The organism is Pseudomonas californiensis (assembly GCF_021147775.1).
Classification (GTDB): domain Bacteria; phylum Pseudomonadota; class Gammaproteobacteria; order Pseudomonadales; family Pseudomonadaceae; genus Aquipseudomonas; species Aquipseudomonas californiensis.
On record NZ_JAGTPK010000001.1, the window covers coordinates 254,529 to 277,438 of the forward strand.

Annotated in this window: 20 protein-coding genes and 2 pseudogenes; 14 read left to right on the top strand and 8 right to left on the bottom strand. The window is 57.3% G+C overall.

Annotated features, from left to right (window positions below; all coding sequences use genetic code 11):
- The first annotated feature begins 62 nt into the window (after positions 1–62).
- The 8 genes from KDX37_RS01240 (at position 63) to KDX37_RS01275 (ending at position 9,210) form a co-directional block, all read left to right on the top strand.
- Complete coding sequence (locus KDX37_RS01240; protein WP_231650800.1) at positions 63–1,433, top strand: aspartate aminotransferase family protein; 1,371 nt, start codon at positions 63–65, stop codon at positions 1,431–1,433.
- A gap of 156 nt (positions 1,434–1,589) precedes the next feature.
- Positions 1,590–2,687 carry a polyamine ABC transporter substrate-binding protein gene (locus KDX37_RS01245; protein ID WP_231650801.1) on the top strand — a complete coding sequence of 366 codons (1,098 nt, stop codon included), beginning with the start codon at positions 1,590–1,592 and terminating at the stop codon, positions 2,685–2,687.
- Positions 2,688–2,859: 172 nt separating this feature from the next.
- On the top strand, positions 2,860–3,954 hold the full coding sequence (locus KDX37_RS01250) for a polyamine ABC transporter substrate-binding protein (protein ID WP_231650803.1): 1,095 nt from the start codon (positions 2,860–2,862) through the stop codon (positions 3,952–3,954).
- A gap of 55 nt (positions 3,955–4,009) precedes the next feature.
- Positions 4,010–5,152, top strand: a complete 1,143-nt coding sequence (gene potA / locus KDX37_RS01255; protein ID WP_231650804.1) for a polyamine ABC transporter ATP-binding protein — start codon at positions 4,010–4,012, stop codon at positions 5,150–5,152.
- Positions 5,149–6,069, top strand: a complete 921-nt coding sequence (locus tag KDX37_RS01260; protein ID WP_231650805.1) for an ABC transporter permease subunit — start codon at positions 5,149–5,151, stop codon at positions 6,067–6,069. The genes potA and KDX37_RS01260 overlap by 4 nt, the downstream gene beginning before the upstream one ends.
- The gene (locus KDX37_RS01265) at positions 6,066–6,947 is read left to right on the top strand and encodes an ABC transporter permease subunit (protein ID WP_231650806.1); all 882 of its coding nucleotides are present in this window, start codon (positions 6,066–6,068) and stop codon (positions 6,945–6,947) included. The genes KDX37_RS01260 and KDX37_RS01265 overlap by 4 nt, the downstream gene beginning before the upstream one ends.
- Positions 6,948–7,194: 247 nt before the next feature.
- Positions 7,195–8,691: a methyl-accepting chemotaxis protein gene (locus KDX37_RS01270; protein ID WP_231650807.1), complete on the top strand. Its 1,497-nt coding sequence runs from the start codon at positions 7,195–7,197 to the stop codon at positions 8,689–8,691.
- Between the two features lie 264 nt (positions 8,692–8,955).
- Entirely contained in the window at positions 8,956–9,210 is a 255-nt protein-coding gene (locus KDX37_RS01275) for a hypothetical protein (protein ID WP_231650808.1), read from the top strand.
- Positions 9,211–9,303: 93 nt separating this feature from the next.
- Here the strand turns inward: KDX37_RS01275 and KDX37_RS01280 are convergent, their stop codons facing one another.
- Positions 9,304–10,311, bottom strand: coding sequence for an aldo/keto reductase (locus KDX37_RS01280; RefSeq protein ID WP_231651008.1), 1,008 nt, complete (start codon positions 10,309–10,311; stop codon positions 9,304–9,306).
- Between the two features lie 237 nt (positions 10,312–10,548).
- Between KDX37_RS01280 and KDX37_RS01285 the strand changes: the two genes are divergently transcribed.
- From KDX37_RS01285 to KDX37_RS01295, 3 genes are all read left to right on the top strand, one after another.
- The gene (locus KDX37_RS01285; protein ID WP_231650809.1) at positions 10,549–11,550 is read left to right on the top strand and encodes an NADP-dependent oxidoreductase; all 1,002 of its coding nucleotides are present in this window, start codon (positions 10,549–10,551) and stop codon (positions 11,548–11,550) included.
- Positions 11,551–12,351: 801 nt separating this feature from the next.
- Entirely contained in the window at positions 12,352–14,268 is a 1,917-nt protein-coding gene (locus KDX37_RS01290) for a methyl-accepting chemotaxis protein (protein WP_231650810.1), read from the top strand.
- A gap of 205 nt (positions 14,269–14,473) precedes the next feature.
- On the top strand, positions 14,474–14,773 hold the full coding sequence (locus KDX37_RS01295; protein WP_231650811.1) for a hypothetical protein: 300 nt from the start codon (positions 14,474–14,476) through the stop codon (positions 14,771–14,773).
- Positions 14,774–14,850: 77 nt separating this feature from the next.
- Here KDX37_RS01295 and KDX37_RS01300 read toward each other — a convergent pair whose 3' ends face one another.
- Positions 14,851–15,879 (bottom strand): DMT family transporter, encoded by a 1,029-nt coding sequence (locus KDX37_RS01300; protein ID WP_231650812.1) that lies wholly within the window; start codon positions 15,877–15,879, stop codon positions 14,851–14,853.
- Positions 15,880–15,953: 74 nt separating this feature from the next.
- On the opposite strand from KDX37_RS01300, the gene KDX37_RS01305 reads away from it, so the two are divergent.
- A complete protein-coding gene (locus tag KDX37_RS01305; RefSeq protein ID WP_231650814.1) occupies positions 15,954–16,808 on the top strand; it encodes a LysR family transcriptional regulator in 855 nt (284 codons plus the stop codon).
- Between the two features lie 167 nt (positions 16,809–16,975).
- On the opposite strand, the gene KDX37_RS01310 is transcribed toward KDX37_RS01305, so the two are convergent.
- Complete coding sequence (locus tag KDX37_RS01310) at positions 16,976–17,341, bottom strand: histone-like nucleoid-structuring protein, MvaT/MvaU family (protein ID WP_231650815.1); 366 nt, start codon at positions 17,339–17,341, stop codon at positions 16,976–16,978.
- A gap of 270 nt (positions 17,342–17,611) precedes the next feature.
- Between KDX37_RS01310 and KDX37_RS29505 the strand changes: the two genes are divergently transcribed.
- Positions 17,612–17,935: an NHL repeat-containing protein gene (locus tag KDX37_RS29505; protein WP_231650817.1), complete on the top strand. Its 324-nt coding sequence runs from the start codon at positions 17,612–17,614 to the stop codon at positions 17,933–17,935.
- A 584-nt stretch (positions 17,936–18,519) separates the two neighbouring features.
- On the opposite strand, the gene KDX37_RS01320 is transcribed toward KDX37_RS29505, so the two are convergent.
- On the bottom strand, positions 18,520–19,524 hold the full coding sequence (locus KDX37_RS01320; RefSeq protein ID WP_231650819.1) for a GlxA family transcriptional regulator: 1,005 nt from the start codon (positions 19,522–19,524) through the stop codon (positions 18,520–18,522).
- A 53-nt stretch (positions 19,525–19,577) separates the two neighbouring features.
- Here KDX37_RS01320 and KDX37_RS01325 point away from each other — a divergent pair, with 53 nt between their 5' ends.
- A complete protein-coding gene (locus KDX37_RS01325; protein WP_231650821.1) occupies positions 19,578–20,354 on the top strand; it encodes an MBL fold metallo-hydrolase in 777 nt (258 codons plus the stop codon).
- 460 nt (positions 20,355–20,814) lie between these two features.
- On the opposite strand, the gene KDX37_RS01330 is transcribed toward KDX37_RS01325, so the two are convergent.
- The 4 genes and pseudogenes from KDX37_RS01330 to KDX37_RS01345 form a co-directional block, all read right to left on the bottom strand.
- Complete coding sequence (locus tag KDX37_RS01330) at positions 20,815–21,909, bottom strand: M50 family metallopeptidase (protein WP_231650823.1); 1,095 nt, start codon at positions 21,907–21,909, stop codon at positions 20,815–20,817.
- Between the two features lie 153 nt (positions 21,910–22,062).
- Positions 22,063–22,389, bottom strand: coding sequence for a low molecular weight protein tyrosine phosphatase family protein (locus KDX37_RS01335; protein WP_231650824.1), 327 nt, complete (start codon positions 22,387–22,389; stop codon positions 22,063–22,065).
- 136 nt (positions 22,390–22,525) lie between these two features.
- Positions 22,526–22,684: pseudogene (locus KDX37_RS01340) on the bottom strand (IS3 family transposase); the annotation flags it as partial.
- Positions 22,681–22,874: pseudogene (locus KDX37_RS01345) on the bottom strand (Arm DNA-binding domain-containing protein); the annotation flags it as partial. The pseudogenes KDX37_RS01345 and KDX37_RS01340, both read right to left, overlap by 4 nt.
- Positions 22,875–22,910 lie beyond the last annotated feature (36 nt).

The window sequence follows — 22,910 nt, forward strand, 5'->3', positions numbered from 1 at the left end:
AGGGCGCCACTGCAGAGACGGTGGCGTCCTGACAACTGACCTGATTAAAGGAAGTGTGCTGCATGAGTGCCAACAACAACCCGCAAACCCTCGAATGGCAAGCCCTGAGCAGCGAGCATCACCTGGCACCGTTCAGCGACTACAAACAACTCAAAGAGAAAGGCCCGCGCATCATCACTCGCGCCGAAGGCGTTTATCTGTGGGACAGCGAAGGCAACAAGATTCTCGACGGCATGTCGGGCCTCTGGTGTGTAGCCATCGGCTACGGTCGCGAAGAGCTGGCCGATGCCGCCAGCAAACAGATGCGTGAACTGCCGTACTACAACCTGTTTTTCCAGACCGCACACCCGCCGGTACTGGAACTGGCCAAGGCCATTTCCGACATCACGCCGCCAGGCATGAACCATGTGTTCTTTACCGGCTCCGGTTCTGAAGGCAACGACACGATGCTGCGCATGGTTCGTCATTACTGGGCGCTGAAGGGCAAACCCGGCAAGAAGACCATCATCAGTCGCATCAATGGTTATCACGGCTCTACGGTGGCCGGCGCCAGCCTGGGCGGCATGACCTATATGCACGAGCAGGGCGACTTGCCGATCCCGGGTATCGCGCACATTGCGCAGCCATACTGGTTTGGCGAAGGCGGTGACATGAGCCCTGACGAATTCGGTGTCTGGGCTGCCGAGCAGTTGGAGAAAAAGATTCTCGAGCTGGGTGTCGAAAACGTCGGCGCGTTCATTGCCGAGCCGATCCAGGGTGCCGGCGGTGTGATTGTGCCGCCGGACACGTACTGGCCGAAGATCAAGGAGATCCTCGCGCGCTACGACATCCTGTTCGTGGCCGATGAAGTGATCTGCGGTTTCGGCCGTACCAGTGAGTGGTTCGGTAGCGACTTCTATGGTTTGAAGCCCGACATGATGACCATTGCCAAGGGGCTGACCTCTGGTTACGTGCCCATGGGCGGCCTGGTTGTACGCGACGAGATTGTTGCAGTACTCAACGAAGGCGGCGATTTCAACCACGGCTTCACGTATTCGGGCCACCCGGTTGCTGCAGCTGTTGCGCTGGAGAACATCCGCATCCTGCGTGAAGAAGGCATCGTCGAACGGGTCAAGTCTGAAACGGCACCATATTTGCAAAAGCGTTTGCGTGAGCTGAGCGATCACCCGTTGGTGGGCGAGGTTCGCGGGGTCGGGCTGCTGGGTGCCATCGAACTGGTGAAAGACAAGACCACGCGTGCGCGCTATACCGACAAGGGCGCGGGCATGATCTGTCGAACCTTCTGCTTCGACAATGGCCTGATCATGCGGGCCGTAGGTGACACCATGATCATCGCGCCGCCGCTGGTCATCAGCTTTGCGCAGATCGACGAGTTGGTGGAAAAGGCTCGCAAGTGTCTCGATCTGACACTGGCTGCATTGCAGGACCATTAAGCGCGCTGCCCACCGGCTGGACAGGTAGCGGCGTGAATTCGGGATGTTGTGCGTTGTTTGACACGAGTTGGCTTGAAAGCCTGCCCGGGAACTTGCCAGACTAATGGCTACAAGCCGCTAACTGACAGTCAGTGATAATAACCCTTGGAGCTACGCATGAAAAAATTTGGCAAGACCCTTCTCGCCCTGTCCATGATGGGCGTTGTGGCCACCGCTGCTCAGGCCGATGACAAAGTGCTGCACGTCTACAACTGGTCCGATTACATCGCGCCGGACACCGTTGCCAAATTCGAGAAAGAGTCCGGCATCAAGGTGGTCTACGACGTTTTCGACAGCAACGAGACGCTTGAAGCCAAATTGCTGGCCGGTAAATCCGGTTATGACATCGTCGTGCCGTCCAACAACTTCCTGGCCAAGCAGATCAAGGCGGGCGTTTATCAGGAGCTGGACAAGTCGAAGCTGCCCAACTGGAAGAACCTGAACGAATCGCTGCTCAAGGCCGTGTCGGTCAGCGACCCGGACAACAAGCACGCCTTCCCGTACATGTGGGGTTCGATCGGTATCGGTATCAACCCGGACAAGGTCAAGGCGGCATTGGGTGCAGACGCACCGGTCAATTCGTGGGACTTGCTGTTCAAGCCCGAGAACGCGGCGAAGCTGAAATCCTGTGGCATCAGCTTCCTCGATTCGCCAACCGAAATGTTGCCGATTGCCCTGCATTACCTGGGCTACCCGACCGACTCTCAGGACAAGAAGCAGCTGGCTGAGGCCGAAGCACTGTTCATGAAGATTCGTCCGTCGATTGGCTACTTCCACTCGTCCAAGTACATCTCTGACCTGGCCAACGGCAACATCTGCGTAGCGGTCGGTTACTCGGGTGACATCTACCAGGCCAAGTCGCGCGCTGCTGAAGCAGGCGGCAAAGTCAAAGTCAGCTACAACATTCCGAAGGAAGGTGCTGGCAGCTTCTACGACATGGTCGCCATTCCCAAGGATGCCGAAAACGTCGACGGCGCCTACAAGTTCATGACCTTCCTGATGAAGCCGGAAATCATGGCTGAAATCACCAACGCAGTGCGCTTCCCGAACGGCAACGCGGCGGCGACCGCATTGGTCGACAAGGAAATCACCAGTGACCCGGGCGTTTACCCGCCAGCCGATGTACAGGCAAAACTGTACGCCATTGCGGACTTGCCGGCGGCCACGCAACGAATCATGACCCGCAGCTGGACCAAGATCAAATCCGGTAAATAAGCGTGTCATAAAACCTGTGGAAGCTGCGTAGCCCCTGGCCGCGCAGTTTCCGACAGACAGGAATATTGCCGAAAACTTTGCTGGTTGGGCTCATAGACGGTAAGTTGCGCGCCGGTTTTGATATCCGGACGTCCTCCGGTTATCAGGCCTCTCTGTTAAAAGGACTCATTCTTTGTCTATTTCTATTTTTTCCAAAGCTGTGCTGGCGAGTGCCGGACTGACACTGGCGATCAGTGCACATGCCGAATCCACCGTGCATATTTATAACTGGTCCGACTACATCGGCAAGACCACCCTGGCGGACTTCGAAACCACCACCGGCATCAAGCCGATGTATGACGTGTTCGATTCCAACGAAACCCTGGAAGCCAAATTGCTGGCCGGACGCACCGGCTACGATGTGGTCGTGCCGTCCAACCATTTCCTCGGCAAGCAGATCAAGGCGGGCGCATTCCAGAAGCTCGACAAGTCGCTGCTGCCCAACTACAAGAACCTCGACCCGGCGTTGCTCAAGCGCCTGGAAAAGAACGACCCGGGTAACCAGTACGCCGTGCCTTATCTGTGGGGCACCAACGGCATTGGTTACAACGTGGAAAAGGTCAAGGCAGCGCTGGGTGTCGACAAGATCGACTCCTGGTCGATGCTGTTCGAGCCCGAGAACATCAAGAAGCTCTCCAGCTGTGGCGTCGCTTTCCTTGATTCGGCTGACGAAATGCTCCCGGCGGTGCTCAATTACATGGGCCTCGACCCCAACAGCACCAAGGAAGAGGACTACAAGAAGGCCGAAGCGAAGCTGATGAAGATTCGCCCTTACGTGACCTACTTCCACTCCTCCAAATACATCACCGATCTGGCCAACGGCAACATTTGCGTTGCTGCCGGTTTCTCGGGCGATGTTTTTCAAGCCAAATCCCGCGCTCAGGAAGCGGGCAAAGGCGTGAAGATCGCCTACACGGTTCCCAAGGAAGGCGGCAACTTGTGGTTCGACATGCTGGCGATCCCGGCTGACTCGAAAAACGTCAAGGCAGCCAGTGCGTTCATCAACTATCTGCTCGATCCCAAAGTGATCGCCAAGGTCAGCGATGAGGTCGGCTACGCCAACCCTAATCCGGCCTCGGGCGAGTTTATGGATCAGGAGATCCGTACCGATGAAGCGGTTTACCCATCGCAGGAAGTACTGGACCGGTTGTACGTGAACAGTGAGTTGCCACCCAAAGTGCAACGTTTGATGACCCGCAGCTGGACCAAAGTCAAGTCGGGCAAATAAAAATTCAGCACCCGGCCGCCTTGGTCGGGTTGCCTACCTGTTGGGAGTTTCATCCATGGCAGTTGCCTCCGGCGCCTACAAGAAAGCCCTAGAAGGCGGTCAGCAACCCAAAGAGGTGCTGGTCAAGATCGACAGGGTCACGAAAAAGTTCGACGAGACGATTGCTGTGGATGATGTGTCCCTGCAAATCAACAAGGGCGAAATCTTTGCCCTGCTCGGCGGTTCGGGCTCCGGCAAATCAACGCTGCTGCGCATGCTGGCCGGCTTCGAGCGTCCTACCGAAGGGCGTATCTTCCTCGACGGCGTCGATATCACCGACATGCCGCCGTACGAACGTCCGATCAACATGATGTTCCAGTCCTACGCGCTGTTCCCGCACATGACCGTGGCAGACAACATCGCCTTCGGCCTCAAGCAGGACAAACTCAGCAAATCGGAAATCGATGCGCGAGTGGCCGAGATGCTCAAGCTGGTGCAGATGACCCAGTACGCCAAGCGCAAGCCGCATCAGCTTTCTGGCGGTCAGCGTCAGCGTGTGGCCCTGGCCCGCTCGCTGGCCAAGAAGCCCAAGCTGTTGCTGCTCGATGAGCCGATGGGTGCGCTGGACAAGAAGCTGCGTTCGCAAATGCAACTGGAGCTGGTCGAGATCATCGAGCGTGTTGGCGTGACCTGCGTAATGGTGACGCACGACCAGGAAGAAGCCATGACCATGGCCGAGCGGATCGCGATCATGCACCTGGGCTGGATCGCCCAGATCGGCAGCCCGATCGATATCTACGAAACGCCAACCAGCCGACTGGTCTGCGAGTTCATCGGCAGCGTCAATCTGTTCGATGGCGAAGTGATCGAGGACATGGAAGGCCACGCGCTGATCCGCAGTCCAGAGCTTGAGCGCAATATCTACGTCGGTCACGGTGTCAGCACCTCGGTGGAAGACAAGCGCATCACCTACGCGCTGCGCCCGGAAAAGCTGCTGATTACCACTGAGCAGCCGAGCTTCGAATACAACTGGTCGCGCGGCAAGGTCCACGATATTGCCTATCTGGGCGGCCATTCGGTGTTCCACGTCGAACTGCCAGGCGGCAAGAAGGTGCAGTCGTTTGTCGCCAACGCCGAGCGCCAGGGCGCACGTCCCACCTGGGGCGATGAAGTCTATGTCTGGTGGGAAGACGACAGCGGCGTGGTACTGCGATCATGAAAATCCGCAAGATCAAGCGCGCCTTCGAGCGCATCAAACCCAATGGCCGGCAGATGGTCATCGGGGTGCCGTTCATCTGGCTGTTCCTGTTCTTCGCTCTGCCGTTTCTGATCGTTCTCAAGATCAGCTTCGCCGAGGCTGACGTCGCGATCCCGCCGTACACCGAGATTTTCAGCTACGCCGAACAGAAACTGCAGTTGGTGCTTAACCTGGCCAACTACGTCTTGCTGAGCGGCGATGATCTGTACATATCGGCGTACCTGGGTTCGCTGAAAATGGCGTTCATCAGCACTTTGCTGTGCCTGCTGATTGGCTACCCGATGGCTTACGCCATTGCCAATGCCCGCAAGGACATTCAGACAGTGCTGTTGCTGCTGATCATGATGCCGACCTGGACGGCGATCCTGATCCGTGTGTATGCCTGGATGGGTATTCTCAGCAACAACGGTCTGCTCAACGCTTTCCTGATGTGGCTGGGGCTGATCAACGAGCCGCTGCAGATCCTCAACACCAACCTGGCGGTTTATATCGGCGTGGTTTATTCCTACCTGCCGTTCATGATCCTGCCGCTGTACGCCAACCTCGTGAAGCACGACACCAGCCTGCTGGAGGCCGCGTCTGACCTGGGCTCCAGCACCTTCAACAGCTTCTGGAAAATCACCGTGCCGCTGTCCAAGAACGGTGTGATTGCAGGCTGCATGCTGGTCTTCATCCCCGTAGTGGGCGAGTTCGTCATCCCTGAACTGCTGGGTGGCCCGGAAACCCTGATGATCGGCCGTGTGCTGTGGCAGGAATTTTTCAACAACCGTGACTGGCCCGTGGCTTCGGCGCTGGCGGTCATCATGCTGCTGGTGCTCATCGTGCCCATCATTCTGTTCAACCGCAGCCAGGCCAAAGAGCTGGAGGGCAAAGCATGAACCGCTTTCGATTCTCCAACCTGATGCTGGTCATCGGTCTGCTGTTCATCTACGCGCCGATGGTGATTCTGGTCATCTACTCGTTCAACGCCTCGCAGCTGGTCACAGTCTGGGGCGGCTGGTCGGTGAAGTGGTACGTCGGCCTGCTGGACAACACCCAACTGATGGGCTCGGTCATGCGCTCGCTGGAAATCGCCTGCTACACGGCGGTTGCAGCGGTCGCGCTGGGCACCATGGCGGCGTTTGTGCTGACCCGCATTCCGCGCTTCAAGGGCCGCACCTTCTTTGGCGGGCTGGTTACGGCACCGTTGGTGATGCCGGAAGTGATCACCGGTCTGTCGCTGTTGCTGCTGTTCGTGGCCATGGCGCAATTGATCGGTTGGCCACAGGAGCGCGGTATCGTGACCATCTGGATCGCGCACACCACGTTCTGTGCCGCCTACGTGGCAGTTGTGGTGTCGGCGCGTCTGCGTGAGCTGGACCTGTCGATTGAAGAGGCTGCGATGGATCTGGGTGCGCGTCCCTGGAAGGTGTTCTTTCTGATCACCATTCCGATGATTGCGCCATCGCTCGCGGCGGGCGGCATGATGTCGTTTGCCCTGTCGCTGGACGATCTGGTGCTCGCCAGCTTCGTGTCCGGGCCCGGCTCGACCACCTTGCCGATGGAAGTGTTCTCGGCCGTGCGTCTGGGCGTGAAGCCTGAGATCAACGCGGTCGCCAGCCTGATTCTGCTGGCGGTGTCGATGGCGACCTTCCTGGTCTGGTTCTTCAGCCGTCGCGCCGAAGACCGCCGCAAGCGCGCCATTCAGCAAGCCATCGAAGAAAGCGCAGCCGACACCTACAAGCAACCGGACCCACGCCGGGCTCCGGCTGTCTGACGGCAAAGCAGTAACAATTGAAGGGCGGTACATCCACGATGTATCGCCCTTTTCAGTTATGCGCGCGCCGCGCGGGTGTGGCGTTCAATGAACCTGATTTTTCGGCATCGGGTTGAAAACAAGTGATGACCTGCTTTCTGACAAGGCGCTACTATTTGGCCAGCACTTTGGCCGGACTTTTGCTCGTCCAAATTTGAAAAGCGATGGGTGTTACCCGTCATTGTGGATTTTCAAAAGGATGTGTCAGATGATCACCGCTTCCCGTTTCATCGAGCATTACCGCAAGGCCGACCGCATCATGCTCGGCCTTGTCTGGCTGCTGTTTGTGTACTCGCTCGGGCTGGCGTTCTGGTTCGATACATTTACCCAGGCGATTTTGATCGGTGGCGGCACTGCACTGGTGCTGACGGCGCTGTACCGCGTGATCGGCGGCACCCGATTGATGCGCTGCCTGGTCGGCGTCGAACTGATGGTCATGGCTGCGCTGCACATCAATCAGGCGCACGGCCTGATCGAAATACATTTCGGCATCTTCGTGTTTCTCGCGGTGCTGACCTTCTACCGTGACTGGCTGCCGATTCTGGTGGCTGCAGCGACCATTGCGGTGCATCACGTCCTGTTTCATGTTCTGCAGCATTCGGGCTTTCCCGTCTACGTCATGCACCATGGCAGTGGCTGGAGCATGGTCTTCATACACGCGGTTTACGTGGTGGTCGAAACCGCCATCCTGATTTACCTGGCTGTACAGAATCAGGCCGAAGCGGTCGAAAACCAGGACATGCTCGACAAGATGCTGGCGACCACCACTCAGTTCAGCGCCGACAGCCAGGCTCATGAGGGTTCCGGCAAGCATGTGCCCCTGACCCAGCGCTTCGAACTGTTCATGGTGCAGATAACCGGGCTGGTGGACGGTGTGGTGCGCGACACCCAGGGCCTTGGCGAGTTGGGTCATGACCTGGCCAAAGCCAGCGGCACGCTGGAAACCGGCGCGCAGCATCAACTGAACGAGATCGCTCGCATGACGGGCGCGATGCAGCGCATGGGCGACGCCATGAACGATATCTCCGGCCACGTTACGCAGGCCGTGCAGCGCGCGGGCGATGCCAGTGAGCAGGTCGCTCATGGGCGGGAAAGCGTTGACCGGGCGCAGAGTGAAATCACCCAATTGGCTGCGCGCATCAACACCACTGATGAAACCGTGCAGGCGCTCGCCAACCAGTCCGAGCAGATCGGCAAGGTGCTGGATGTGATCGGCAGCATTGCCGAGCAGACCAATCTGCTGGCGCTCAACGCTGCCATCGAAGCCGCGAGGGCGGGTGAGCAGGGGCGTGGCTTTGCAGTCGTGGCTGACGAAGTGCGCAATCTGGCCCAGCGCACGGCGGCGTCCACCAAGGAAATCCAGACCATCATCGAAGAGCTGCAAAAAGGCAGTCGTCAGGCCGCCACCGCCATGCAGGACAGTCGTCAGGGCGTTGGCCGTTGCGTGGAAAACAGCCAGCGAGCGTCGCAATCCCTGCGTGCGGTAGGTGACGGCATCGGGCATATCACGCAGTTGAACGGCTTGATTGCCGCAACCACGGACCAGCAGTCCACTGCCAGTCGCGAGATCGCCGATCAGTTGCGCTCGGTGCAAAGCATCGCCGAGCACACGGCTGCCAACATCGGGATTCTTGCCTCCAGCAGCCAACAACTGCCGCCGCTGGCGATGCGCCTGGAAGCGCTTGGCCAGACCTTTCACAAATAGACTCAACCAAATACCAGCCCGGACGAGCGCAGCAGTTCCTGAGTGCAGGGCTGTTGCGGGGCAGCGAAGATCTCGTCTTCCATGGCTTCAGTGAAGTCAGATCTTGCTCGAACCACGCCCCGCTCAGCGCAATATGCTCACTGGCCTGGTGGGCCCGCTGTATGTCTTTTTTATCAGCCAGCCCAGGCCGCGTCGGTCAATCCGATCGAACCCCTGGCGGCCAATCGCGTCCACTTTCTTTAGCATTCTCAAAAGGTGGGCGACATGACAGCTGATTCCCGGGTGGCGAACAACGTTCCCAAAGAAGACCCAACCAGCCCTGCACTGGGCCAGTACGACCGCGAGGCGGACCCGGTTCTGGTGATGAATTCGAACACGCCTGGCGCAGGTTCGGAGAAGGGCGACGAGGTGCATGAGCGCACCGAGCATGAAGAAGCGTACGAAGACGACGAGCCGGAAGTGTATTCCGATGATCCGGATATCGTGGCAGATGAAGGCGGTGGCGTTTCGCCGGGGTGAAGTGAGCGTATTCAGTCGATGCAGGGCATGCGCTGGTGTCTCCAGCCTATGCCCTGACGCCGTTACAGGCTCATGGGACTGAACTGTTTACGGTCACGCGACTATCCGTGTTGCTCCTTCGCGCTCCCAGGGTATCGAAACCCTTGTCCGCGGAAGTGCTTCCAGTTGGCTCACAGCGTCGAGCCGCATCAGTTGCTCTTGCGATAGGTCAATGCTTATGGCACCGAGGTTGTCGGTCAGCTGTGCGACATTTCGTGGGCCTATGATCGGGTTCGCGCCGTGCGTGCCTGCCCATGCGATGGCCACCTGACTGGCGGTGGCTCCCAGCTCATCGGCAATCGCGATGACGGTATCGAGGATTGCGGTGCGCTGGCTGGAGTTTTCCGCTTGGAACACTCGTCCACCGAAGCCTTCGGAGCGGCCTTGCTCACCGCTGCGGTATTTACCGGTAAGCATCCCGCCCCCCAACGGTGACCAGGTCACGATACCCAGGCCGAGCGCGTGGGACGCCGGAAACAGGTCGGCTTCTGCTTCACGATGAACCAGGCTGTGTTCGAATTGCGCGGCGGCGATGGGTACTGCACGTGTGAGCTCGGCAACTGTCGCGATCCTGGCAAGGCGCCAGGCTGCGAAGTTCGAGAGGCCTGCGTAGAGGATTTTCCCCGCGCGGGCCAGATCATCCAGACCCCGAACAAGCTCTTCAGCGGGGGTGACGTTATCCGGGTGATGCACCCAATAAATATCGATCCTGTCAGTTTTGAGGCGTTTGAGGCTGGCCTCGACCGACGCTACCATTGCCTTGCGACTGTTACCAGTGACCAGCCGATTGGCGTCCGGCGCCGCGCCATTGGAAAACTTGGTGGCCAGAACAAAATCTTCGCGTCGCCCATGCAGCAGATTGCCGACGATTTCTTCCGACTGACCAAATTGGTAGACATCGGCCGTGTCGATGAAATTGCCACCTGCCTCGACGTACGTATTGAAGATTGATCCCGCCACCTCCGGTTCTGCACCGTAACCCCAGCCTGTACCGAAGTTGCCGGTGCCCAGAGCCAGTTGCGACACACGCAACCCGGTGTCGCCGAAAGTCGTGTACTTCATGGTCATGCTGTAGACACTCCGTAGATAGAAAGGCTGCGCGGTCAAGGCGCTGTGGGCCTTCTGGCGCATCGGGCGAGACCCATGCCTGAAACGCGAGGTGAGGTCACGATTGGCGATGAGTCTTACATTGATGTTGATCAACATCAATAAGCTTGACGATTAAGAGTTCGATCATCATCATTGTGGCCGTGCTCAATGACAGCCCGCAGCCCGCAGCTCACAATGGTGAAACGACAGATGAAAGCCCTGACCTTCAAGCGCTACGGCAAGACGCCCGGAATCGAGTTCTCTGAAATACCTCAACCCCCAATCGGGCCAGACGACTTGCTGGTTGAAGTGTATGCAGCGGGTCTGAACCCAGTGGACAACATGATCGTTGCCGGAACATTCAAAGCGGTGCTGCGCTTCACATTGCCTGCCACGTTGGGCAGTGATGTGGCAGGAATTGTCGTCAAGACAGGCCGCGCAGTGACACGATTCAAGGTGGGTGACGAAATCTTCGCCAGCGTATTCGACCACGGTACAGGCACCCTTGCGGAGTATGCGGTGGTGCCGCAGAGCGCTGCAGCGTTCAAGCCCGCCAGCCTCAGCTTCGTGCAGGCGGCGTCTATCCCGATGGTCGGCCTGACCTCATGGCAGGCCCTCAAAGAGCGTATGAACCTCTCGGCTGGCCAGAAAATCTTCATTCCCGCAGGGTCGGGTGGCATTGGCAGCTTTGCCATTCAACTGGCCAGGCACATGGGCGCAAAAGTAGCGACCACCACCAGCACATCCAACGTGGAGTGGGTGCGCAACCTCGGTGCGGAAAACGTCATTGACTACACGCAGGCAAAGTTCCAGAACGTACTGAGCGGCTACGACGCCGTACTTGGCACTGTGCGTGGCGACTCCATTGAGGAGTCGCTGCAGATCCTCAAGCCGGGCGGCAAGATCGTCTCGCTGGTGGGCCCGCTTGACGAAAACTTCGGCAAAGACCGAAAGCTGAATGTCATTCTGCAATTCATCTTCAGGCTCATGAGTCGCAAGATCAAAGGCCTGGGTAAAAAGCGCGGCGTCAGCTACGCCTTCCATTTCTTGCGTCCCGACGGCAGCCAGCTCACCCAGATCAGCGAACTGCTCGAGGCCGGGCATGTAACGCCCGTGATTGACAGGGTATTCCCCTTCGAGCAGGCGCAAGCGGCGCTGTCGTATTTGTCGCAGGGCAGGGCCAAAGGGAAGGTGGTTGTCAGGGTCAGGTAGAGTGTCCAGACGGCTGAATGGAGGGTGCGCCTGCGCCCTTTCTACGTTAGGGCAAGCCTGTGCCTTTACAGCGAAACACGCCGCTGGGGGAAGTTTTTAGCAGCATGAGAGGGAATGTGTACGTCGTCATGTTACCAAGCTCCTCAAACTGGCGAATGTATCCATCCAAAAGAGTGTTCGACTCAAACAGTTAACCGCAATTGACCACTTGTTGATGTTGCCGTCTCGACTTGGCGTTAAAAGCGGCCTCACCGAATTATCGGCGTCTGCCTGCAACTTGGCGGATCCACTATCAAGCGAGTTCGTCGATTTTTTATGACAATAAGTAGATTATAAATGTCTCGAAAATTGGATCCTCTTTGCGCAGGGTTTATTTCCGCAACTGTATAAAGAACCATCCAGAAAGAGCGGCACGGCGTCCTGCGTTTGGGCTGTGACGCCCGAAAATCAAGGCTGAATCGGGTAAGCCTGCAAAATTGCCCTCCGCTGCAGGGTTCAAGCAATTTCAAATAAGTAAGTGAATGAAACCGATTCCAGTAGGCTAATGACTCCATGCATTTGACTGACTTGATGCCAATCATCTTTCTTTGAATAGGACCCACTTTAAAGCTTGCCGGTTTGCGGCCGAAACAGCATCAGGGAATCGCTGGCTAAGGTAGGCCCGTACTGATCATCTTTGGCTTTTGTAGACGTCGACTTATAGAACGTTCGCCTGAGGTAGCTCTAACTAAACGTCTGTAAGTCATGAGGTCTGCAATGCTTAGAAATGCCCCTTTGAGTACGAAATTACTGCTTATTTTAATGTTTCCCCTGCTGGGCTTTCTGGCCTTCGCGGGGATTTTTGTCGCTGACAAAAGCGGGACGCTAGGCGCAATGAACCGCGCAGTGACCGCCACCAGCGCTGCACAGAAACTGAGCGATGTGGTGACCACCATCCAGCGCGAGCGCGGCGCCAGCGGTGTGTTCCTGGGCAGTAATGGCAAGTCCATGCAGGACAAGCTCAAGACTTTTCGCCAGGAAACCGACAAAGCCGTCAGCGAGATGCGTGCGCAATCGAATGAAGATATCCCGCCGCCAGACAAGGTGCTTCGCGCCTTGAGTGATCTCATTGAGCTTCGCCAGAAGGTGGATTCGCTGGCGATCAACAATACCGAGTCCGGTACCCGTTTCACTGATCTCATCAAGGTCATGATCGGCTACACCTATTCGCTTGAAACCAGCATTGATGACCCGACGATCCTGCGTGCCCTGAGTTCGCTCAACCAGTTCGTCGACATGAAGGAGCGCGCCGGTCGCGAGCGAGTCTTGCTGGGCCTGGCTTTCAACCAGAACCGTTTCGATGCGCCGTTGCTGTCACGTTTCAGTCGCAATATGGGTGAGTTCTCCGGGTACTTCGAAGCGTTTCAGCGCTGGGCGCCTGTGGCGTTCAAAAACAAGCTGGACGCCGTTCTGCAACAACCAGGATCACTGGAAGTGGCTCGCCTGCAACAACTCGGTTTCAACACGCCACTTGGCGATCCGCTCAATATCAAGCCTGAAGACTGGTTCAACCTTTCCACCAGCCGAATAGACTTGATGGCTCAGGTCGAGGCGGAATTGGGTCAGACGGTCGTGAGCCTGGCCAATGTCGAGCGCGACGATGCCCAGCGCAGTCTCTATGTGGCGATCACCACCGTTGTGCTGATGCTGATTGCTGTGCTCTGGCTGGCGTCAGTGATCATTCGTAATATCAAGATCGCCGTGGTCGACGTGAACCGCACCCTTGTGTCGCTCTCCACCCGTGACCTCACCGCCAGAACCACCTACACCGGCAAAGACGAGTTCGGCGAAATCTCGCGCAATCTGGACAACATGGCGCTGCAGATCAGTGAGGTGATCCGCGAGATCGGCAGCGCCACGGCGCAGGTCGCGACCGCCGCCGAGCAGTCTTCTGCCGTGGCGCTACAGACCAGCAACAACGTAGCGCAGCAGCGCCAGGGGACCGATCAGGTTGTCACCGCCATCAGCGAGATGAGCGCCACGGTCAAGGACGTCGCGCGCAGCACCACCGACGCCGCCGAAATGTCGCAGCGGGTCAATGCCAGCACCGTGCAGGGCAAGGCCGAAATCGAGAACACCATCAGCCTGATTCAAGGGCTTGAAGTCCAGGCCGAACAGACCGCGCGGATACTTGACGAATTGAAAGGCGAAAGTGATTCCATCTCTTCGGTTCTGGATGTGATCCGCGGCGTTGCCGACCAGACCAACCTGCTGGCGCTGAACGCAGCCATCGAAGCCGCTCGCGCAGGCGAGCAGGGCCGTGGTTTCGCAGTAGTTGCTGACGAAGTGCGAAATCTTGCGAAAAAGACGCAGGACTCCACCGTCAGCATCCAGAAGATGATTGCCAATCTGCAATCGGGCTCTGACCGCGCCGCCTCTTCCATGCAGGAAACTCTCGGCAAGGCCCAGGCGGGCGCGAGCAATGTCGTCCGAGCGGGTGAGCTGCTGGAAGAAATCGCCGAAGGCATCGCGACAATCAGCGACCGCAACATTCAGGTTGCTTCAGCGGCTGAAGAGCAGAGCCTGGTCGCCGAGGAGATTCACCGTAACGTCAACGACATCAACGCACTGGTTATCCAGGTCAGCGCCGGTGCCGAGCAGACAGCTGTGACCAGCCGTGAACTGGCTCGACTGGCCGAGCATCAGCAAGGGCTGGTCGGTCGATTCAAGGTGCTTTGACCTTCAGGGTTGGTCTGCTGTGCGGACTCGAACGCACCTGTCATGCCGGTAAACCTGACAGTGGTACAGATAACGAAGGTGTTGAGGTGCCTGGATTCTGAGGCATCAACACAACACCGTTGGCGCGCCTGAGCAGACGAAGCGGGGAACGTCCCGCTGCGCCTGTACGTCTGACCCTTATCGACTCACTTGAAAGGACAGCGTAATGGACAAGACGATTACCGTGGACCAACTGGCTACCACTGATCTTGAATCAATCACCGAGATATGGCTCGGCGGCACGCACACCCAGCTATGCCTGTGGCGTGGCGAGCAGGTCGTCACCCACGACATGCTCAGCGAGGGCACCCACGATCAGAATGCGCATCGCCTGTGCTTGCAGTTGGTCAACCCAGACGATCAGGCTGCGGTGGCAAGCGTAGAAGTCACGGTGCGCGAGCGGCTGGAAAAGATGGGACGGGAGGGCGAGTTTTATCCGGCTGAGGATGTAGACACTTATCAATAGCCATTCTGATTGCACGCGACCTGTAGACGCTACGTCGGCACGGTTGCAGATGATCACTCCCTGACGCCGCTGGCGGATCATTTTTCTGTTCCCAGGTCGCTGGCGGGAAGAGCGACATCTTGATGGCCGGGCGATCTGAGCGGGTGCGCCTCAGAAACCGAGTCGCGTGAGGCTGCTTCCGCTTGCCGGGCCTCGGCGCGCACCACCAGCCATATGCCCATCGCAGAAATCGCCATACCGCCCCCCATTTGCCAGGACAGCGGTTCATCGAACATCGCCCATGCCCACAGCAGGGTAATCGGCGGGCTGAGGTACAGCACGCTGGCAACCCGGGTTGCGGTACTGCGGCGCAGGCAGATCCAGTACAGCCCATAGCCGCCCAGCGTCGACAGCACCACGGTCCACAAGACGCTTATGGCGAAACCTGCCGTGGCGACTGGCGCCAGACTGCTTTGACTGCCTTCGATGGCGGCGATGGCAAAGCTGGATACGAAACATTGCAGCCAGAGGTTGGGCAGCAGCCCCATCGACTGAGAGGTGCTGGCTCGTTTCTGCCACAACGTCGCGACGGCCAGTGACAGCATGCCCGCCACCGGCAAGCCGTAGGCCCACAGCGGCGCTTGGCCCAGCACGAGTGCGCCATCCGTCACCCATAGCACCCCGGCCAGCCCGATGATCAGCCCCAGCCACACTTGCCGGGACAATCGCTCGCCAAGGACCAGCGCAGCGATCAGTGCCATCCCCAGCGGCAGCAGGTCTGCGCATAACGCGGCGAGCCCGGCCGGGACACCAAGCTCAATGCCGCGCGTCACCCCGATCAGGTAGCCCGCCATGGCGAGCAGCCCGATTCCCGCGTTTTTCAGCAGCACGGAAAACGGCGTCCTGAGCAACGGTTTGTACACGAAAGGCAACAGCAGAAGGGAAACCACCACGCAGCGCCAGAACACCACCAACAATGCCGGGGCGTAGTCGATGGAAAACCGCGCACCAATAAAACCTGAACTCCATGCCAGCAAAAGGCCCGCCTCCAGCAAGGGCAGCGGCAGGGTGTGACGCCAGTTGCGGCGCGTCGTTTGGTTGTGTCGGTTCGGGATTGGCTGGCTCATTCCCAAAGGCTACGGATGTGGCGTAGTCTAATAAATCAAAATATTGTGCAGCAGTTGTTCATCAGGATTGAATCATGCCCGCGATTCTCGACATCGACCTGTTGCGTACCTTCCATGCCGTGGTGCGTATCGGGAAATTCAGCGCGGCAGCCGAGCAGTTGCATAAAAGCCCGGCTGCGGTGAGCGTTCACATCCAGCGCCTTGAAGCGGTGGCGGGCGGTCGGCTGTTGAATCGAGATAACCAGTCCATCTCTCTCACCGTCCTGGGCAAGCGCCTGTTGGTCTCGACCGCCGAGCTGTTGCGCACCCACGATCAGGCGCTGGCCGATCTGCACGGCACCCACCTCGCCGGGCGCATCACGTTGGGGGTTCCTGACGAATACGCAGGGCACGTCATCCGCGACATCCTGCCAACGTTCACCGCTGCCTGGCCGAACGTGGTGCTGGAGCTCAAGACCGGGCCGAGCGTCGAACTCAAAGAACTGGTCCAGCGTGGCAAGTTGCAGACGGCAGTAGTAGCGCAGCCCAAGGGAGAGTTGGGGCCCAACACCCAATTGCTGACTTCGACCACGCCGGTCTGGGTCGGACCCACGAGCGCCGCCATGGGGCTCAATGACCCGCTGCCACTGGCCGTTCACGCCCTGCAGTGCCCTTACCGCGAGGCCATGATTGAATCGCTCAAAGCATCGGGCCGCCATTCGCGGATCGTGCTTGAAAGTGCTTCCAATCAAGCCGTCAAAGCGTGCGTAGAGGCGGGGCTGGCCGTCAGCCTGATCGACCGTGGCAAAGTCACCGAGCGCATGCAAATCCTCGAAGGGCTGCCAGTCATTCCAGACCACGACATCGTCTTCGTGCGCAGCGCTGCGTCTCATGGGGATGAAGCCGTGGAGCTGCTGGCGCGTGCGATGCAACAGTCGTTTCGGTTATAGGTGGGGTTGATGCTTACTACGCAGTTGCAGTCCGCACTTGGACAGACCAACTGTTGAATGTTGCCAGGCCTTGTCAGAGAGCGCTGAGCCGGCACTGAGGTTGATGAGCCCCACGCAGGCTGCCAACAAAAAAGAGCCCATCTGGGCTCTTATCACGGGAAACGGCGTTACTTGTTCAACCAACTCTCAACCACGTCGCCACCGTGTTCTGCTTTCCACTCCTTCAGGGCTTTGTGATTGCCACCTTTGGTCTCGATGACTTCACCGGTATGCGGGTTTTTGTACACCTTGAGATCACGTGGTTTACGTGTACTCACAGGCTTATCAGCCACCTGGCGTCGGGCTGAGGTCTGTGGGTCCAGAATGTTGACGATGTGCTTCAGGCTGAAACCATAATGCTCAAGAAGCTTGCGTAGCTTCGTCTCGAATTCGATTTCTTTCTTCAGCCCCTCATCACCCTTCATCGTTTCCAGGGCTTTGAGCTGCTCGGCGAGGTGCTTTTCCAGCTGACGATATTCTGAGAGTTTGGACATGGTGTTTCCCTGATGTATGGCTGTGTACTTATAAGATGAATGTACCCGGGTACAAGTTCAGCGCTATTTCGGCGATGAGTCGTTTTGTTGGTGTGGACCTGGTCCGGAGAGATCTTTTTTGGGAAGCATGGAAGATTTTAAAAGGCATCAAGGCAAAAGTCTTAGCAAATGGCTAAAAGTGAAAATAATGAGCCACTTCGTAGGTCGTCCAAGCGAAAATTCAATAAAGTGCCGCTCGTCTAGTGTCCGCCGTGAGAGCAGCAGGGCGGTGTGGACTTTACTGAAGTAACGGCTCCAGCATTACTCAAGGGAATAAGTCATGAGGGTTCAACACCCGCTTCCCATATCGTCAGAACAGGCCCAGGCACTGTTCACGCAGATCTTTCCGGTCAACCTGAAGCTAACCAGAGCATCGTTATGCAACCGGACGGCAAGATACTGGTTGGAGGTTATAGCAACTACTTGTCTTGGGGCTATCCCGGCGCGCCAGGCGATGAAAGCTACGGCTATGAACATAACCATTCCGTTATCCGCCTGAACGCAGACGGGTTCCGCTACGAGCTTTTCCGACTTCATAGAAGGCTTCACGGTTGACGACAGGATCGACGTGTCCGCCTTCGGCTACACCTGTTTCGGAGATGGCACCGGCCACACGATTGCGCGGGCCTACAACCAGAAACTGAACCGCACGTATCTGACAAATTCGGAAGCAGACGCCAAGGCTATTCGTTTCAGGTCGCCATGGTCGGTGACTGGAGAGAGAGCTTTTACGAACGGAACGTGATTTTTGCTCAAACCGAGGTAGCGCTCGTTGGTGTCGCGCCAGACGTCGATCCGGCTTATCTGTTGGGCTGATCAGATGATCCCTGTTCGCTGGGTTGTCTGGGCAGTGGAAAGGGTGCGGGCGTCGGTATGAAACGTTTTTCAATATCGGCGCCATCCGGCTATCCGATCATTCGCTGACAGCCGTCAATCTATGAGCAATGTACATTCTCGGCAATTCGCCACGCCAGCCAACAGGGGGCTGAGGCGCCGGCCATTGAGGTTACGCCCAGCTCAAGCGTGGCCTTGTAGCCGCCCAGATCCACGTAGCATTTTCGCAAATGCGGAACGTCGAACTTCCGTTACCGACCCATAGCGGACTCCGATCAGTGCTATCTAACTCAATTGTTATTGCTTTAGAAACGAGCAAACCGCTGTCGATACTGAGCAGGGGTTAACTCGGTCAGCTCCTTGAACATTCTTCGAAGGTTTGAATCACTGCTGAAGCCGAGCTCATCACTAATAGTTTTGATGGGGGCAGAGGTTAAGGTCAGGCGTTCGCTAACCTGGCTCAACTTGACGCGACGCGCATATGTAGCCACTGAGGTGCCTGTTTGATCTCTGACTCTGCGAGCCAGTGTTCGCTCGGTCATTCCCAGTTCATCCGCGAGGGCACGGACGGTGATCCGTTCAGCTGACAATCCTTGCACTAGTGTATGCAGTCTGCGCAGCAGTGGATTGGGCTGCTCGATCAGGCTGAGGGCCTGAAAGGCATCGTGCGACAGGGTTGGACGCGCAAGCACCATTAGCCGGTTGAGGTCGTGGAGGATCGTTGCACTCAAGTACCGCTCGATCAGCGCTTGAGCAAGTGGCAAGTAGCCGTTTACGCCACTGGCAGTGCCCGTGCGCTCAGTAAACACACAGTTCTGCTCGTACTGCCAGCGCACCTTGGGATAGCGCTGAAGCAAAGCATCCGCTAGCCACCAAGTTGCTGTCGCGGGCTGTCCATCGAGGCGGCCACTTGCGGCAGCCAGGCAGACTCCAGTGCAATAGCTCCACACACGACAGCGCTTGCCAAGCTTTGCCAGGATAGCCAAAAGCGAGGCATTACTATCCAGGGTCGCTTCCACTTGCTGTGTTGACTCTGCCCAGAAGCCGGGAATCAGCACTGCATCCAGTGCCAGCTCTGTTATGCAGTGGTTGGCGGTCAGCACTAGGTCATGAGCGCAACTCACCGAGCCGCTCTGCTCGGCGATGAAGTACGTTTCGAATAGCGAGGTTCCGGTTCGTCGGTTCGCTGCGTGGAGCATATCCACGAAGGCTAGAAGACCTGCGGGCATGCAGCCTGGGAAGAGCAGGAGACCAATTCGTAGTTTGACAGGCATGGCTGGAAATGAATTCTTTATGTCATGTCCTGCCATTATGGGCCATGCCTCATCTCGGCACCATAGGCCATCACCTGAGGAGGTTCATGATGAAAATTCGGCAGATCCGCAATGCTACGATCATTCTCGAGTTCGGCGAATACCGTGTGCTGGTTGACCCGATGCTAGCTAGCAAAGGAGCTTTGCCCTCGCTGAGGATCTTTACGGGCAGGCAGAGAAATCCGACCGTCGAGCTGCCAATAGGAACTCGCGAAGTGCTGGAGTCTGTCACCCATTGTTTAATCACTCATTGCCAAAAAGGCCACTTCGACCACTTGGACAGAGCGGCTACGCGTTGGTTGAGAAAGCGGCAGATTCCAGTTATCTGTACACAACATGATGCGTCCCACTTGGCCAGGCTCGGCTTGAACGTGCAGCCCTTACCGGAGGGGCATCAGGAACCGAAGCCTTTCCTGGGCGGAGCAATCCGCACGGTGCGCTGCACACATGGTGAGGGAGTGATTGGCCGACTAATGGAACACGGTGTCGGCTATCTAATTGAGCTGCCTGGTGAGCCGAGTCTGTACCTGTCCGGCGATACAATTCTGACCTCTGCCATACGTGACTTCGTGCTTAAACATCAGCCGCAGGTGAGCGTGGTTCCTGCTGGCGGGGCGCGCTTCGACATGGGTGGCGACGTCATCATGGGAGTAAACGATGTGCTCGAATTCACTCGCCTGTGCGCCGGGACTGTCATTGCGAACCATCTGGAAGCGATCAATCACTGTCCCGTCACCCGGGTGGGGCTGGCGAGCGCAGCCGCTGAGGCAGGTACTGTCAGTCGATTGCTGATTCCCGCCGACGGGCAGTTACTGGCGCTTGCGTAGGCACAGCAATCAGAGTCGATCGCGTGCGATTGGGCGCGGGAGCTGGCTATTCGGCAGGGGCTACGAAGCGGAAAACGCGCTGCGGCGATCATGGGCCTCATCTAGGGTGGGCTGCTGAATCGCTATAATCAGTAAACTGAGAAAGCCTATGCCGCGATGGTAGAAACAAGTATCTGCCTTTCGCCCGATCTGAAATTCAATGGGATTGGGACGGCTTTGTGCACAGATTTATTCCAGCTTTTGGGGCAGCATTCGCTGCATCGCGCTAGCAAGTATCGTCCTTCCAAGCGACCGGTCAAATGCATTGCAAAAAAGTGGTTTACCGAGATTGGGTTTTTGATAAATAGGGGATCGCTGGTGACGAATTGTTGAGCGCGGTATGGCTCTAAAAGCGTCTGCAAACACCACAAAGTCTTCGTGAAAGCTTGTAAGTATCAATGCTGGCGAACCTACCAGGTGTTTATGGTACGAGCTCAAGTTTGAGATCCTTGCTATGTACCACTGCAGATAATGCTCGCATGCTGTTCGCCAGAAGTGCCTCGCTGCGGTATGTCGAAGCGACCACGCTGTTACTCGCAGCAGCCAGTGTCTGCTGTACATAATGTTCAGCCAGGTTCAGGTCTCCATTCAAAAACACTCGCAGGGCCGAACAGCGTGGGCGCAGCCAAGGGCAATACCAGTCAAGATCGCTATTCGCCCAGTCGTCCCACAAATGCTTTGCGTCCTGATTCAGATACGCCCGGACGAAAGCGAACTCAACGCGCAATAGAGTGATCTGTGTGCCCATACCATCGAGTGCCTGCGCATGCTCCTGCAACAACGCCTCCAGATCCCGCTCCAGTTGTATTGCCGCCTTGAAGTTACCTTGGTTTAGCAAGGCGCTAAGCCGATAGCTTATGGCAATCAACGGTTGAGGCATCGCTCCTTGGGACAACTGTGCGATATCGGCATCTGGCACTTGCTCACAGGGCACTCCTGCAACTGACATCGCCATCACGCGCATCGGAGCCAGTTCTGCTCGCAGGTCATCGCGATGAAGCCACCAGGCAATGAGAAGTGAACCGTCGCTAGGCAGAATGCGGGAGGTCGGCACCAGATTGGCAAATGCCATGCTCAGGTTAAGCACGGCAAACGCGAGGAAGAACGCTGACATCAGCCCTTGGGTGAGCCAGCCGAATCCCCCTGATATCAGGCCTGTGAGCAAGTTGGCCAAGGGCCCCATCAGTACCAGCCACAGCATCTGCTTGCGCAGGGGAAGCTGCCGGTTGACCGCCGCCATTACGTAACCGCCCAATCGACGACCCTTGAGCTGTGGCGACCAGCGAATCTTCCAATCCCGGCGTCGCACCTGAACCTCGACAGCGGCAAAGCGCATCATCAAGACCGGCATGCGGTGCAGCCTGGCGCCAATGTAATGACCGCCTTCATGCACCACTATGGCTATGACACCTAACCCCGACGCCAATATCATTGACGAAAACGGTTGTAAATCGGAGCGCAGGTGCAACCCCAAAATCAATCCCGCGCCCATCCAGCCCGCCAGCCCCAAAAACATCTGCAGAAGGCGCATGAGGCTATGGAGAACGAACTGCGTTTTGCTAACTTCCATTACATCCTTCCTTGGGGTTGCGCGACATTATCATCGACTGCGCTGCCACCCAAGTATGCCTGTGGCCGTGCTCAAGGAGGCATTCCATGGGTGTTGAGGCTAGCCCTTGAGGTGGGGCGTCACTGTGTCTTTCAGAATGGAGATCAGTTCAGAATCCATGTAGCGGTAGTCGTCGGGAATATCCAGGACGTGCAGCCGCTTGTGTTCAAGCAAACGTGAATACTCCGCCTGGAGACGCTGCTGGTGCTTACGCTCCATGACGAATATTACATCAGCCCAGCGTATATCCGACGGGCCGACCGGCCTGCGTGCATTCGGGCTGGTGCCTGCCGAGCGGGTTTCGAAGCCCGCTCGGCGGCGCCAAAGGCTTTCCGCAGTGGGACTTCGCCATTGATTACGGCTGCAAATGAACAGAAGGTTGGTCATTCTTGATCCAGTAATTGGCGGGTAGTGCGAACGGGATAGCATATGCCAAGCTGGAGTGCCCTCTTCAACTTTTCGGCGCGCCTGTACAGCGCTTCCAGTACTTTTCTGGCTTGAGCACCAGTGGTGGTTGTAGTGGTCAACTGATCCCGGACACGATGTTAAGGTTTTTCTCGTACTGAGCTGGCGACAATCCATCATTGAACTGGTGTGGCCGAATCCAGTTGTAACGATGCATCAGGTAATGACTGATATCTCGCCGAGCCTCTTGGGCCGTCACGTAGCTCACGGTCGGTATGCACCCAAACCTAGCCAAGACAAATTCCGTCCGGTTTCTTGTAACGCAACTCCCAAGACTTTTGCCCGTTAGGTTTCACTCGGAAGTACAAGCCGTTACCGTCCTGCTCCCGGTACGTTGCGGGCTATGGCTCCAGACCTGCCAGCGTGGTGTGTGCCAACGGGCGGCGTTTGATTTCAGTGCGCTTCACCGCTTGTATGCCTTCAGTTATAGGAATTTGAAAGCA